The sequence below is a fragment of the Henriciella marina DSM 19595 genome, assembly GCF_000376805.1.
GTDB classification, from domain to species: Bacteria; Pseudomonadota; Alphaproteobacteria; order Caulobacterales; family Hyphomonadaceae; genus Henriciella; species Henriciella marina.
The window spans coordinates 2,898,614-2,912,434 of the sequence record NZ_AQXT01000002.1 but is presented as its reverse complement, the minus strand read 5'-3'; the positions used below and the strand labels follow the sequence as shown (position 1 = coordinate 2,912,434).

General features: G+C 59.5%; 16 protein-coding genes. 11 read left to right on the top strand and 5 right to left on the bottom strand.

Features of this window, described 5'->3' with window-relative positions:
- Positions 1 to 75: 75 nt before the first annotated feature.
- Positions 76 to 396, bottom strand: coding sequence for a hypothetical protein (locus tag F550_RS0114535; protein ID WP_156807954.1), 321 nt, complete (start codon positions 394 to 396; stop codon positions 76 to 78).
- A gap of 59 nt (positions 397 to 455) precedes the next feature.
- Here F550_RS0114535 and F550_RS0114530 point away from each other — a divergent pair, with 59 nt between their 5' ends.
- Positions 456 to 1,550, top strand: coding sequence for a glutathione S-transferase C-terminal domain-containing protein (locus F550_RS0114530; protein ID WP_018149305.1), 1,095 nt, complete (start codon positions 456 to 458; stop codon positions 1,548 to 1,550).
- Positions 1,551 to 1,706: 156 nt separating this feature from the next.
- Here the strand turns inward: F550_RS0114530 and F550_RS0114525 are convergent, their stop codons facing one another.
- Complete coding sequence (locus F550_RS0114525) at positions 1,707 to 2,081, bottom strand: VOC family protein (RefSeq protein WP_018149304.1); 375 nt, start codon at positions 2,079 to 2,081, stop codon at positions 1,707 to 1,709.
- Between the two features lie 42 nt (positions 2,082 to 2,123).
- A complete protein-coding gene (locus F550_RS0114520) occupies positions 2,124 to 3,230 on the bottom strand; it encodes an S-(hydroxymethyl)glutathione dehydrogenase/class III alcohol dehydrogenase (protein WP_018149303.1) in 1,107 nt (368 codons plus the stop codon).
- Between the two features lie 169 nt (positions 3,231 to 3,399).
- On the opposite strand from F550_RS0114520, the gene F550_RS0114515 reads away from it, so the two are divergent.
- Complete coding sequence (locus F550_RS0114515) at positions 3,400 to 4,206, top strand: PRC-barrel domain-containing protein (protein ID WP_018149302.1); 807 nt, start codon at positions 3,400 to 3,402, stop codon at positions 4,204 to 4,206.
- A gap of 107 nt (positions 4,207 to 4,313) precedes the next feature.
- Here F550_RS0114515 and F550_RS0114510 read toward each other — a convergent pair whose 3' ends face one another.
- Both F550_RS0114510 and F550_RS18010 read right to left on the bottom strand, forming a co-directional pair.
- Positions 4,314 to 4,934 carry an MlaC/ttg2D family ABC transporter substrate-binding protein gene (locus F550_RS0114510; RefSeq protein ID WP_018149301.1) on the bottom strand — a complete coding sequence of 207 codons (621 nt, stop codon included), beginning with the start codon at positions 4,932 to 4,934 and terminating at the stop codon, positions 4,314 to 4,316.
- Between the two features lie 4 nt (positions 4,935 to 4,938).
- A complete protein-coding gene (locus F550_RS18010; RefSeq protein ID WP_040500560.1) occupies positions 4,939 to 5,724 on the bottom strand; it encodes an MlaA family lipoprotein in 786 nt (261 codons plus the stop codon).
- 159 nt (positions 5,725 to 5,883) lie between these two features.
- Here F550_RS18010 and F550_RS0114500 point away from each other — a divergent pair, with 159 nt between their 5' ends.
- The 9 genes from F550_RS0114500 (at position 5,884) to F550_RS0114455 (ending at position 13,752) form a co-directional block, all read left to right on the top strand.
- Positions 5,884 to 6,861: an ArsR/SmtB family transcription factor gene (locus F550_RS0114500; protein WP_018149298.1), complete on the top strand. Its 978-nt coding sequence runs from the start codon at positions 5,884 to 5,886 to the stop codon at positions 6,859 to 6,861.
- The gene (gene metF, locus F550_RS0114495) at positions 6,858 to 7,766 is read left to right on the top strand and encodes a methylenetetrahydrofolate reductase [NAD(P)H] (protein WP_018149297.1); all 909 of its coding nucleotides are present in this window, start codon (positions 6,858 to 6,860) and stop codon (positions 7,764 to 7,766) included. Before F550_RS0114500 ends, metF begins: the two co-directional genes overlap by 4 nt.
- On the top strand, positions 7,766 to 8,812 hold the full coding sequence (locus tag F550_RS0114490; protein ID WP_018149296.1) for a homocysteine S-methyltransferase family protein: 1,047 nt from the start codon (positions 7,766 to 7,768) through the stop codon (positions 8,810 to 8,812). Before metF ends, F550_RS0114490 begins: the two co-directional genes overlap by 1 nt.
- 11 nt (positions 8,813 to 8,823) lie before the next feature.
- Positions 8,824 to 9,396 (top strand): pyridoxamine 5'-phosphate oxidase family protein, encoded by a 573-nt coding sequence (locus F550_RS0114485; protein WP_018149295.1) that lies wholly within the window; start codon positions 8,824 to 8,826, stop codon positions 9,394 to 9,396.
- Positions 9,393 to 9,830 carry a gamma-glutamylcyclotransferase family protein gene (locus F550_RS18005; RefSeq protein WP_018149294.1) on the top strand — a complete coding sequence of 146 codons (438 nt, stop codon included), beginning with the start codon at positions 9,393 to 9,395 and terminating at the stop codon, positions 9,828 to 9,830. The genes F550_RS0114485 and F550_RS18005 overlap by 4 nt, the downstream gene beginning before the upstream one ends.
- The gene (locus F550_RS0114475) at positions 9,827 to 10,039 is read left to right on the top strand and encodes a hypothetical protein (protein ID WP_018149293.1); all 213 of its coding nucleotides are present in this window, start codon (positions 9,827 to 9,829) and stop codon (positions 10,037 to 10,039) included. The genes F550_RS18005 and F550_RS0114475 overlap by 4 nt, the downstream gene beginning before the upstream one ends.
- A complete protein-coding gene (metH, locus tag F550_RS18000; protein ID WP_018149292.1) occupies positions 10,039 to 12,681 on the top strand; it encodes a methionine synthase in 2,643 nt (880 codons plus the stop codon). The genes F550_RS0114475 and metH overlap by 1 nt, the downstream gene beginning before the upstream one ends.
- A 1-nt stretch (position 12,682) precedes the next feature.
- Positions 12,683 to 13,069, top strand: a complete 387-nt coding sequence (locus tag F550_RS0114465; protein ID WP_018149291.1) for a VOC family protein — start codon at positions 12,683 to 12,685, stop codon at positions 13,067 to 13,069.
- 128 nt (positions 13,070 to 13,197) lie between these two features.
- Positions 13,198 to 13,752 (top strand): hypothetical protein, encoded by a 555-nt coding sequence (locus F550_RS0114455; protein WP_018149289.1) that lies wholly within the window; start codon positions 13,198 to 13,200, stop codon positions 13,750 to 13,752.
- Positions 13,753 to 13,821: the final 69 nt, after the last annotated feature.

Here is a 13,821-nt window from a genome sequence, read left to right as displayed (position 1 = left end):
TGGACGGCGCGCACAGGTAAAAGCCGGCGCGTCTTTCAAGGAAACGGTAATGCGAGACCTGAGGTTCCGCTTATCCTATTCGTTCCGGATGCGCTCTGCCTGTTCGGCGACAGCCAGCGCGCGGTCGTCTTCCTCGCACGGGACAATCTTCACATCATAGGCAAAAGCCTCATCACCAGCGATCTGCGTCGCCTTCGAGCGGAAGACCTCGACATTCTCTTCGATCTTGAAACCGACCTCATTGCCAATGGCGATAACAACGTCGACAGCTTCTTCAACGGATGCTGCCCAGACCTTGAGAGAGAGAACCGACGGTCCGATCCGGCCGTTCGGAACAGCATGTCCCTCCATTATGTCCCCACCTGCAACAAGCGAGAAATGCTTGAACTCCGACATGATATCGCCTTCCAATCAGTCCCTTAGGTTCACGATAGGCACAGGAATTCGGAAATCATATGACGAGCTACACATTGTACGGCGCCGAGGTCAGCTATTTTACCGGGAAAGCCCGCTCCTATATGGACTGGCGCGGCGTCGACTATCAGGAAAAACCTGCAACCCAGGCCGTCTACAAGGAGCTCATCCTGCCAAACGTCGGCTGGCCGGTCATTCCTGTGGCCACACTGCCGGACGGCACGGTCGTGCAGGATACCGCCGATATCATGGCAGCGGTAGAGCGGATCGAGCAGAAGGACCCGCCCGCCTGGCCCACTTCGCCATTGCAGCACTTTGTCAGTGAACTGCTTCACCTTTACGGCGACGAGTGGCTCGTCATCCCGGCGATGCACTACCGCTGGAACTACAATGAAGACTGGGCCTATGGCGAATTTGGCGCGCTCTCTGCGCCAGACCTCTCAAGAGACGAGCAATACGACCTCGGCAAGAAGAATGGCGCCCGCTTCAAAGGGGCGCTTCCCGTGCTGGGCGTCAGCGACACCACCATTCCCGGCATCGAGAAAAGCTACGAAGCCTTCCTGCGCGAGCTCTCGGCCCACCTCGACACCCACCCCTACCTTCTAGGTGGGCGGCCGACCTTGGGCGATTTTGCCTTTTACGGTCCGCTTTACGCCCATCTCTACCGCGACCCAGCCTCCGGCGAGCTGATGAAGCGGCTTGCCCCCAAGGTTGCAGACTGGGTTGAGCGGATGCAGGCGGGCGGCGGCAAGGGCGCCGGCGCGCTCCTGGCAGATGACGCCATACCGCAAAGCCTGGAGCCGATCCTCGCCCGACAGATGCGCGTGCAATGGCCAGCCATCGACGACACAGCTAAACTCTTCGAGGACTGGGCTGCCAATGCAGAGCCCGGCACCCCTGTTCCCCGCGCCCTTGGCGACCTCATCATCGACATTGAGGGACATCGCGGCCCTGCAAAGGCCCGCAGCTTCCCGCTCTGGCGGCTACAGGCCGCGCTCGATGTTTATGAGGCGATGGATGAGCAGACCCGCGCGCGCGCAGATGAGCTGCTCGCCCGCATTGGCGGCGACGCGCTGAAAGCCTTCCACCTGCCTGCCCGCCTGAAACGCGAGAACTGTCAGGTGGTGCTGGCCTAACGGGTCAGTCTTGTGGCTCGGCAGGCATCACCGGGATCAACACCTCATTGCGGCGAAGCGGCGAGGGTTTCCACGGGGCGTCATAGCCAGCATATCGCGCCGCCCCACCCGTTAGGTGAGACGGCGACATTCAATGCTCGGTTAAATCGGAACCTGTCAGCGGCAGAGCGCGCAGAGCTTGTTGCCATCCGGGTCGCGCAGATAGGCGAGGTAAAGCTTCTGCCCGCCGCCTTCGCGCCAGCCTGGCGGGTCCTCGATTTCCTTGCCGCCAGCCGCTGCGCCCGCCTTGTGCCAGGCATCGGCCTCATCGGTGGACTTCATGGCAAAGCCGATCGTCATGCCATTGCCATGCGTCGCAGGCTCACCGTCAATCGGCGGCGTGACGAGGAAGACCGCGCCATTGTGCAGATAGACAAGACGCCCCTTGGGATCCATCACGCCCGGCTTGCCGCCGATCGCCTCAAAGGTCGCGTCATAGAAAGTCTTGGCTTTGTCCAGATCATTCGATCCGACCATCATGTGGCTGTACATAGTTCTCGTTTCCTTCCTCAAAAACTCTTCGGGCCTGAATGCCTAGTAGACAACCACGCTGCGAATGCTTTCGCCGGAGTGCATCAGCTCGAACGCTTTGTTGATATCATCCAGCTTGAAAGTGTGCGTGATCATGGGGTCGATCTGGATCTTGCCGTTCATATACCATTCGACGATCTTCGGCACATCGGTGCGCCCCTTGGCCCCGCCAAATGCCGTGCCGCGCCAGTTACGGCCCGTGACCAGCTGGAACGGCCGGGTCGAGATTTCCTTGCCCGCTTCAGCGACGCCGATGATGACCGACGTGCCCCAGCCCTTGTGGCAGCATTCCAGCGCTTGCCGCATCACATCGACATTGCCGGTGCAGTCGAATGAATAGTCCGCGCCGCCATCCAGCATCTCGACAAGATGCGCAACGACATCCTTTGTCTCTTTCGGGTTCACGAAGTCGGTCATGCCGAACTTCTCGCCCCATTCCTTCTTGCTGTTATTGATATCGACGCCGACGATCCGGTCTGCGCCAGCCATCTTCGCGCCCTGGATGACGTTGAGGCCAATGCCGCCGAGACCAAAGACGACCACATTGTCGCCGACCTGGACCTTGGCCGTGTTCACCACCGCGCCGACGCCTGTCGTCACACCGCAGCCGACATAGCAGGTGGTCTCGAACGGCGCGTCATCGCGGATCTTGGCGACCGCGATCTCTGGCAGGACCGTAAAATTGGAGAAGGTCGAGCAGCCCATATAATGATAGATGGTCTCTCCCTTATAGGAAAAGCGGCTGGTGCCATCCGGCATCACGCCCTTGCCCTGCGTCGCGCGGATCGCGCTGCAGAGGTTCGTCTTGCCAGACAGACACATTTTGCACTGGCGGCATTCGGGTGTGTAGAGCGGGATGACATGGTCGCCGGGCTTGAGGCTCGTCACGCCTTTACCCACCTCGCGCACGATGCCTGCCCCCTCATGGCCGAGAATGCTCGGGAACAGGCCCTCACTATCGAGCCCGTCCAGCGTATAGGCATCGGTATGGCAGATACCCGTCGCCATGATCTCGATCAGGACCTCGCCATCCTTTGGGCCGTCCAGGTCGACTTCAATGATTTCAAGCGGTTTCTTGGCCTCGAAGGCGACGGCGGCGCGCGTTTTCATGATATCTGCTCCTAATAATCGAGCCGCAACATGACGGCTAAACCCAGTGCCCACAAGACGTTGCGCACCGAATACCCTGCGACTTTCTTCGCTATGGCGCGCCAGCCTGTGGAACAAGCGAACCCACGCATTCGTTCTGACAGCAGGAATTCACAAGGAGATCCAATTCATGAAAAAACTCATGATAACCGCCGCAGCATCTGCTCTCATGTTTGGGGCCGCAGCCTGCTCGAACGACAATGACGCCACCATGGACGACGCCACCTACGGCCAGGAAACCGAAGTCGTGGAAACCGACATGTCTGATGAAACAGATGACATGGACATGGTCGAAACTGAAACCGTGTACCTCACATCCGGCCAGATCAGCGCCGGTGAGATCGTTGGCGCAGAAGTAATCGGCGCCGATGGCGAGAAGATCGCCACCGTCGACGACCTGCTGATGAATAGCGATGGTCAGATCGAGATGGTTGTTTTCCGCAGCGGCGATTTCGTCGACCTCGTCGGCACCAAGGGTGCCCTGCCTTATGGTGAGCTTGATCTCGTCATGGCCGCAGAGGACGAGCCGCGCTTCACGATCTCGATGACTGAAGAAGCGATCCAGAATGTCGCTGAGTATGATCAGGACGGCCTGAACGACTATAGCCTCGCATCTGAGCTTATCGGCACAACGGGCGAGTTCATGAACACCGACGAGTCGGCACGTATCAATGACATCATTGTCTCTGCAGACGGCGATGCGCTTTATGCGATCCTTGGCAGCCCGACCATGATGGGCGACGATCGCCAGCTCGAGTTTGCAAACGTGATGGTCGAAGGCGACGATGAAGAGATCGCATTCGGCGGATCGGCTACCGAGCTCGAAATGCTGCCCGTCTTCAAATATGACCGCGAAGACGACATGGGCAACATGGACATGGACGATGATATGGACATGGACGATGACGCCACCGACACATATGGCGACCAGCAGTAATAAGCTGAAAGCCTTCGGCTAAGGCCTAAAAACAAGAAAGGCCCCGACAGCGATGCCGGGGCCTTTTCTTTGCTTTACTGAAATACCGGAATTCGGGCCGCTTCTTGCTAGCGGCGTCCGGCGGTCACTTCCCGTGTCATCTGCTCGATCTTGCGGATCAGGGCATCCGCCGACCCGTTCGTGCGGTCCAGCAGCGACAGGAATTGCGCCTGCTGCTCGATAGCCAGCCAGATCAGATTGCCATTGGCATTGAGTGCCACATCGACGACCTGATAGCTGTCATTACGGCGAAGTACACGCCAGCGAACGCTCATTTCCTCTCCATCAGCCCGCGGGATACGCGTATCGACGATGGAGTCCCGGGGCGTCCGGTCGGTAGAGCCTTCGACAATGACCTGCTCGCCGCGATAGTCATCAAGCTCGTTCTCGTAAACGGCGAGAGCATATTCCTCGAACGTCTCCTGGAACCGCTCAAGCTCCTCGGCGGTGAAACGGTTGGCATACTTGCCAATGACAAAGCGGCTGATCGCCCTGAAGTCCGCGAACTCTTCCATGTAATCGCTGAAAAGCTCTGTGCGCGCATCGCGGCTCAGCGAAGGATCGTTCAGCGCCTTGAGAACGTCATTGGCGTTTTCTTGCACGAAGGCTTCGGTGCGCGCATCGGCCAAAACCGGTGCACAGGCTGCAACGGCCGCCGCCGCAGCAAGTATGTATCTAACGCTTTTCATAGGTCTAGTCCTGCTGGTCTTCGACGTCCGTCCCCTGGTCGTCAGCGTCATCATAAACATCGAAATCAGGCAAATCTTTGTACGGATCCGCCTCAGTCTGCCCATTTCTGATGGCAGCCTGGCGTTGCGATGAATAATTCCGGCGAAGCGCGACATAAGGCTCTGGCTGTTCGCGCAGTGTTTCGATGACCTCGATCAGGCGGGACCGCGTGTCGACCACGCCGAGTATGGTGCGGGTTACGGCAATATCGTCATCTAGGTCGGGATCGCCCTCGAATTCAGTCCAGGTGAGCGGGTCGAATACCCGGTCAACCGCAACGCCGACCGTGTCGCGCACATTGCTCGGGCCGAGCAGCGGCAGCACAAGAAACGGCCCAGGTCCAACACCCCAGACGCCCATGGTCTGCCCGAAATCCTCGTCATGCTCTTCAAGGCCAACCGTGCTGGCAACATCAAAGAGGCCGACAACACCGACGGTCGAATTGATCAGGAAGCGCCCAAGCGTCTCTGCGGACGAGTTGGCATTTCCCTGCAGAACTGAATTGGTAAAGATGATCGGCTGGCGCAGATTGGTCAGCACATTGTGGACCCCGTCGCGCGCTGGCTCAGGCACTACGGCCTTGTAGCCGCGGGCAACTGGTTCGATGGCCGCCTTGTCGACGGTCTCATTGAACGCATAGACGTTGCGGTTGAGGCCCTCCAAAGGATCATTGACGTCCGATGCGCTCTGCGTGGTTGAACACGCCGCAAGGGACATGAGGGCGATGAGGGCTGGGAGTATTGTCTTCATGATGATTTCCGTCGTCTGGCCCCAGCATATGTACGCTTGGCACTCTGCTTTCAACGCCGGGATGGGCGTGGATAAGGCGCTTGTTCGCAATTGGTGTTCCAGAGGCCACACCAGAGGCTGCATATTGTCATTCATATAAAGGCATGTTTATATGCTGATATGAAACAGGGTTCGCCGTCCATTGTCGAAGCATTGCGTGCCGCAGGCGAACCGACCCGCCTGCGCATTCTCGCGCTATTGCGGCATGGCGAACTTTCCGTTGGAGAGCTTGTGACTGTGCTCGGCCAGAGCCAGCCAAGGCTTTCCCACCACCTCAAGACGCTGACATCTGCCGGTCTCACCGAACGCCTTCCAGAAGGGGCGTGGGTGTTCTATCGCCTGCCGGCATCCGGTTGGGCGGGCGCGCTGCTCGATGGTCTGTTCGCGCTGATCGACGAAGAGACGGGCGACTTCCCGAATGACATTTCGCGGCTGGAAGCGGTTCGCGAGGCCCGCCAGGCCTCAGCTGAAGCCTATTTCAGCTCGATCGCGACGGACTGGGATCACATCCGCTCGATGCATTATCCCGATGAACTCATCGAGGCCGCGATCCTGCGCACAATTGGTCCGGGCCCCTATCGCCGCGTGATCGATCTCGGCACCGGCACTGGCCGCATGCTCACCCTTCTCGGGGATCGCGCCCAGGAAGCTGAGGGCCTGGACCTTTCGCACCAGATGCTGACCCTGGCCCGCTCAAAGCTGTCAGAAGCCGGCGTTACGCAGGCGCGGGTCCGGCAGGGCGATGTCACCTCGACCCCGTTTGAAACCGCCAGCGCCGATATCGTCATCGTGCACCAGGTGCTGCACTATCTTGAAGAACCCGAGAAAGTCGTACGTGAGGCCAGCCGCATCCTCAAACCGGGCGGCAAGCTGATCATCGTCGATTTCGCCCAGCACAATCACGAATTCATGCGCGAAGCCTTTGGCCACAGACGGCTTGGCATTCGCGAAGACAATATGACCTACTGGGCCGACCAGGCCGGACTATACCTCGACGATGTCATGCGGTTCGAGCCGCCAAAAGACCTCGATCAGGGGATCGCTGTCCTCATCTGGTCTGCCCGCAAATCACAAGACAAAAAGGAAGTCGCCGCATGAGCCATCTGTCTGTTGCCACCCGGCAGGCCGAAAAGAGGCCGAATGTTTCCTTCGAATTCTTCCCGCCGAAGAATGAGACCATGGATGAACGCCTGTGGGAGTGCGTGCGCCGGCTGGAGCCGATGGCACCGCATTTCGTCTCGGTCACCTATGGCGCTGGCGGGTCGACGCGGGCGCGTACCCACGAAACCGTCGGGCGGATCGTCACCGACACCCGCCTGACACCGGCCGCGCACCTGACCTGCGTCGGGGCACCGCGTGAAGAGGTCCTGCAGACGGCAGAAGACTATTACGAGGCCGGCGTCCGCCACATTGTCGCGCTGCGCGGTGACGCCCCGCAGGATGACGACTTCGCGCAGCCTGAAGGCCGCTACACAAATGTCGTCGACCTTGTCACCGACCTGCGCGCCCACCGCCCTGATCTTGGTAAAGTGTTCGAGATCTCGGTCGCCTGCTACCCGGAACCCCATCCGGACTCGCGCGGCTGGGACGCCGACCTTGCCCACCTCAAGCGCAAGCAGGATGCAGGCGCAGACCGGGCCATCACCCAGTTCTTCTTTGAGCCAGAAATCTATTTCGAGTTCGTCGAGAAGGCGCGTGCCGCAGGCATCACAATCCCTCTTGTTCCGGGCATCATGCTTCAGCCGAACTTCAATGGCCTGAAGAAATTTGCGAAGATGTGCGGTGCCAGTGTGCCGGACTGGCTGCACAAGCTTTATGAGGGCCTCGATGACGACGCCGATACACGCGACCTGATCACCGCGAACGTTGCCGCAGAACTTTGTCACAAGCTGGCAGATGGCGGCGTCGAGCAATTTCACTTCTACACCCTGAACCGGGCAAACCTGGCGCTTTCGACATGCCACCTGCTCGGTCTCAAACCCGCAACGGCGGAGGCCGCCTGATGTCAGACACCACACTGATCGACCAGCTCAGCGCCAAGGCAAAGGACGAGATCCTGATCCTCGACGGCGCGATGGGTACGATGCTCCAGAAACACAGCTTTTCTGAAGAACAGTTCCGCGGCGAGCGCTTTGCCGACTGGGAAAGCCCCGTCCAGGGCAATAATGATCTCCTGAACCTCACCCAACCCGATGCGGTTCGCGATATCCATAGCCAGTTTATCGTCGCCGGTGCTGATCTCATCGAGACCAACACGTTCAGCGCGACCGTCATCGCGCAGGGTGACTATAACATGCAATCGATCGCAGCTGAGATCGCCGAAGCTGGCGCAAAACTCGCCCGGCAAGCCGCTGACGCAGCCGACAAGCCGGTTGGCGTGCTCGGCGCGATCGGGCCGACGAACAAGACGCTGTCACTGTCGCCAGACGTCAACAATCCCGGCTACCGGGAAGTGACGTTCGACGATGTCCGCGTCGCCTATCTCGAGCAAGCGCATGCCATGGCGCCTTATGTAGACTTCTTTCTCATAGAGACGATTTTCGACACGCTGAATGCAAAGGCAGCCATCAAGGCGCTTCTGGATTTTCGCGCAGAGACCGGCAAAGACATCCCGGTCATCATCTCCGGCACGATTACCGATGCCTCCGGCCGCACACTTTCGGGACAGACCGCCGAGGCCTTCTGGCATTCGGTCCGCCATGCACAGCCATGGGCGATCGGGCTCAACTGCGCGCTCGGCGCCAAAATGATGCGCCCACATATCGCGGCGATCTCCAAGATCGCGGACACGCGGGTCATCGCCTATCCGAACGCTGGCCTGCCGAATGAGTTTGGCGAGTATGACGAGCTGCCTGAGCAAACGGCTGCGCAGCTTGAGGAATGGGCGAAATCCGGTCTCGTGAACGTGCTGGGTGGCTGCTGCGGCACGACACCGCCGCATATCAAGGCCATTTCTGGTGCAGTGAAGGGCAAAGCCCCCCGAAAGGTCGCCGAACCACCTCGCGCCATGCGTCTCTCCGGGTTAGAACCGTTCCAGCTTGCAAGCTGACGGAGGAAAATATGGGTAAGACATATGACAAGCTTGATGACGCGCTCATCGAGTTCATCAAGGCACAGAAAATGTTCTTCGTCGCGACGGCGCCGCTGTCGCCCGATGGGCATGTGAATGTCTCGCCCAAGGGATATGACAGCTTCGCCGTCATCGACGAGACGACGGTCGCCTGGCTAGATCTCGGCGGGTCCGGCATCGAAACGATGGCCCACCTCAAGGAAAATCAGCGCATCACGGTCATGTTTTGCGCCTTTGAGGGCAAGGCGAATATTGTCAGGCTCTACGGTAAGGGCGAGGCGGTCCAGCTCGATGATCCCCGTTTCGCAGACCTGATGAAACTCTTTCCCAACTTCGAGAAAGCCCGCGCCATCGTCACGATCAATGTGGACAGAGTATCCGACAGCTGCGGATGGGGCGTTCCCTTCTATGACTTCAAGGGCGAGCGCGACCAGCTCAAGCGCACATGGGACCATGCCTATGAAAAGCATGGCGATGCGGTCGACGAGAAGTTCTACGTATCCAACGCAGCGAGCATAGACGGGCTCCCCGGCATGACCCGCCCTCAGGAGGCCGCGAAATGATTGCACCGCCTGTATCTGCCGGAGACCACTTCGTTTTTTACGGCCTGCTGAAGCAGGGCGCGCCTGGCGGACCCAGGGGCCTCGACCTGGAGCGCCATGGCGAGTTTCTGGGCCCGTGCCGCTTCAAAGGCACTATGTTCGACATGGGAGAGTATCCCGGCGTCGTTCGCCAGAAAGGCCTCTGCCACGGCATGCTCTACCGGCTCGATCATCCGCGGATTGCGCGCAAACTTGATGCCTTTGAAGGCGTGCGCCCGGCCGAACCGCGTGATGCGCTTTACCGCCGCGAAAAAGTCTCCATCGTCGATGATTTCGGGCGGCCCTGCGCCAAGGCATGGGCCTATGTTTACAACCGGCCGGTGACAGGAAGACCGATGGTCCGGTCTGGATTCTGGTCATCTGCCGACAGCGGGCGCCGCCAGAGGATGGCATGAAACCAGCCCTCAAATTCATCATCTGCTTTGCAATCGCAATAGTTGCCTATCTGCTCGGCCGTTATGCGGCCAGCGCCGCCTTTGAGGACCCAGCCAGAATATGGCTCAGCCTGGCTGGCGGCGTGAGCGCCGCGACGGCCTTCTACATTTCCGGGCGTCTGCTCGACATCGTGAACCCAAGTAAAAAGGATCCCGAACAGGATCAGTAATGACAAATTCCACAGCCTCCCAGACCTTCATCAATATCGGTGAGCGCACGAACGTCACCGGCTCCGCGAAATTCCGCAATCTCATCAAGGCGGGCGACTACGACACCGCTGTCGATGTCGCGCGCCAGCAGGTCGAGAACGGCGCCCAGATCATCGATGTGAACATGGACGAAGGCATGCTCGACGGTGTCGAGGCCATGACGACCTTCCTCAACCTCATCGCTGCCGAACCCGACATTGCCCGCGTGCCGGTCATGATCGACAGCTCCAAATGGGGCGTGATCGAGGCTGGCCTCAAATGCGTGCAGGGCAAAGCCATCGTAAACTCCATCTCGCTCAAGGAAGGCGAGGAACAGTTCTTCGAGCAGGCCCGCACGGTCATGGCCTATGGCGCTGCCGCAGTGGTCATGGCGTTCGATGAGGACGGCCAGGCCGACACCGCCGAACGCAAGATCGAGATCTGTACCCGCGCCTACAAGCTGCTGACCGAAGAGGTTGGCTTCCCACCCGAAGACATCATCTTCGATCCGAACATTTTCGCTGTCGCCACCGGCATCGAAGAGCACAACAATTACGCCGTCGACTTTATCGAGGCGTGCAAGGCGATCCGCGCGAACCTCCCACACTGCCATATTTCCGGCGGTCTTTCGAACGTCTCCTTCTCTTTCCGCGGCAATGAAATCGTGCGCCGGGCCATGCACTCGGTCTTCCTCTATCATGCCATTCCTGCCGGGCTCGACATGGCGATCGTCAATGCCGGCCAGCTCGACATCTATGACAACATCGACCCAGAGCTGCGCGAGGCCGTCGAGGACGTGATCCTCAACCGCCGCGACGACGGGACCGAACGCCTTCTCGACCTTGCCGAACAGTATCGCGGCCAGAAGGGCGAGGTGAAGAAGAAGGATATGAGCTGGCGCGAGCAGCCGGTGGAAAAACGTCTCGAACACGCGCTCGTCCGGGGCATCACCGAGTTTGTGGTCGAGGACACAGAAGAAGCCCGCCAGAAGGCCGAGCGCCCGCTCCACGTCATTGAAGGTCCCCTGATGGACGGCATGAATGTCGTCGGTGACCTTTTCGGCGCCGGCAAGATGTTCCTGCCGCAGGTCGTAAAATCGGCCCGCGTCATGAAAGCCGCCGTGGCCCATCTGACGCCCTATATCGAGGAAGAGCAGAAGCGGCTTGGCCTCGACAAGGTCTCCAATGGCAAGGTCGTCCTCGCCACGGTAAAAGGCGACGTCCACGATATCGGCAAGAACATCGTCGGCGTGGTGCTCGGCTGTAACGGCTATGACATCATCGATATGGGCGTGATGGTCCCAGCCGAGAAAATCCTCGAAAAAGCCATCGAAGTGAAGGCCGACATGATCGGGCTTTCCGGCCTTATCACGCCGTCGCTGGACGAGATGGTCTTCGTCGCCGCCGAGATGGAGCGCCAGGGCATCCACTTGCCGCTGCTGATTGGCGGGGCCACCACATCGCCAGCCCACACCGCCGTCAAGATCGATCCGGTCTTTCCTTCGGCGCCCGTCATCCATGTCAGCGATGCCAGCCGCGCGGTGGGCGTCGTCAGCGCCATGATGAACGAGGCCGACCGCGAGACCCTCTGGGGCACCACGAAATCGCGCTATGACCGCATCCGCGAGAGCCGCGCGGGCGGCCCGCCAACGCCGCGCCTGCCAATCGAAAAGGCACGCGAGCTGGCCTTCAACACAGATGAGCCATCCGCGCCGGCCCCAAGCTTTACCGGCGTGAAAACCTTTGATGATTTCGACCTTTCGGAGCTGAAAGACTATATCGACTGGACGCCGTATTTCATGAGCTGGGATCTTGCCGGGCGGTATCCGCAAATCCTCGAAGACGAGAAAGTCGGCGAGGCGGCCAGCGATCTCTGGCGCGATACGCAAGTCATGATGCAGCGACTGCTCGGCGAAAACTGGTTCAAGCCTAAAGCCGTTATCGGCTTCTGGGGCGCGAGCCGCGCGGGCGACGATATCAAGCTGTCGACCGGCGAAACGTTTCATACGCTGCGCCAGCAGATGAAGAAGACCAATGAGAAAGCCAATTTCGCGCTGTCGGATTTCATCGCTGAGAGCAATGACCATATCGGGGCTTTCTGTGTCACGTCCGGCGAAGAAGCCGACAGGATCTCCAAACAGTTCAAGGATGAAGGCGACGACTATTCCGCCATCATGGTCCAGGCCCTGGCCGACCGGTTTGCCGAGGCGATGGCCGAATACATGCACGAGAAGGTCAGGAAAGAGCTCTGGGGATATGCCGCAGACGAAGCCTATGATGTCGATGACCTGGTGAAGGAAAAGTATCGCGGCATCCGCCCTGCCCCCGGCTACCCGGCCCAGCCAGACCACACCGAGAAAGAGCTGATCTTCAAGCTTCTCGAGGCTGAAGAGCGTATCGGCGTCTCGCTGACCTCCAGCTTTGCAATGAGCCCGGCGCCATCGGTCTCAGGCCTCTACTTTGCCCATCCAGACAGCGCCTATTTCGCCGTTGGCCGCATCGAACGCGACCAGGTCGAGGACTATGCAAAGCGCAAAGGCTGGGATCAGCGCACCTGCGAACGCTGGCTCGCGCCGATCCTGAACTATGATCCGTTCGCGGTGAATACGGACGAGGCGGCCTGACATGGCGCGCATCTCCGCCTTCACAGTCGTCGTCCCCGATTATGACACGGCGATTGCCTTCTATATCGGCGCGCTCGGCTTCGACCTGCTTGAAGACACGCGCCTCAGCGATACCAAACGCTGGGTACGCGTCGCCCCGCCGGGCGCCGAGACTGCAATCCTGCTGGCTCAGCCCAAGAACGACCTTGAACGCACAGCCATCGGCAACCAGACCGGCGGGCGAGTTGGCTTCTTTCTCGAGGTCGAGGATTTCGACGCCGCCTACAAACGGATGAAGGCGCACGCCGTAGACTTCCGTGAGGCCCCACGCAGTGAGCCTTATGGCAAGGTCGTCGTCTTCGCAGATCCGTTCGAAAACCTTTGGGACCTGATCGAGCCGGCGTCATGAAGAGCGAGCCGGAACGACCTGACGGGCGGCTTAACGCCCTATTCGGCGAGCTTCGCCAGATCCTCAGCTATGATCCGTTCGCTGTGAACACCGACGCGGCGGCGTAGGGCTTGAATAGCGGGGCGGCCATGCGCCTTGCGCGCAAGATCGATGAAAAGATCTGGCCGCGCCGCCATGGGGAATTGAGAGCATCGGTTAGCTGGTATGTCGGCGTTATATTCATCGGCCTTGGGTTCTTCATCGCCTTGGTGCAGACCGCCAATGACCGGGAGCTCAGCTGGGGCGCCGTGCTTGGCTTTATCGCGGTCGGCGCAGCTCTGATCAGTCTTCGATGGTCTCGCACACTGCACTTTCGACGGCGCGGCGTCTTCGTTTACAGGTTTGGGCGCTACTCTCGTTATGAGCCGTATTCGCGATGGACGCGCGTCCAACTTGGCCCCATCTTCGTGCCGCTCCAAGTCATCCGTCATGATGGAACGCGATGGAATTTGCCGAATCCGGACGATGATCAATCAGAAATCCGGGGCGAAATTCTCTGGCAGCTGGAGCGCGCAGGCGTCCCGATCCCTGATCAGGTCGCCCGGCAGAACCGGATGGGAATTAACGAATTGAACTCCTACTCGCGGTTTCTTCACAAAAGAGATCAAGAGCCATCTCGACGAATTTTACCTCCTTCCGGATAAATCCAGCTGCTCTGGCCGCTGACTCGCAAAGTCATCGGTGTCGCACGCTCAAAATTCAGGGTTTTGGGG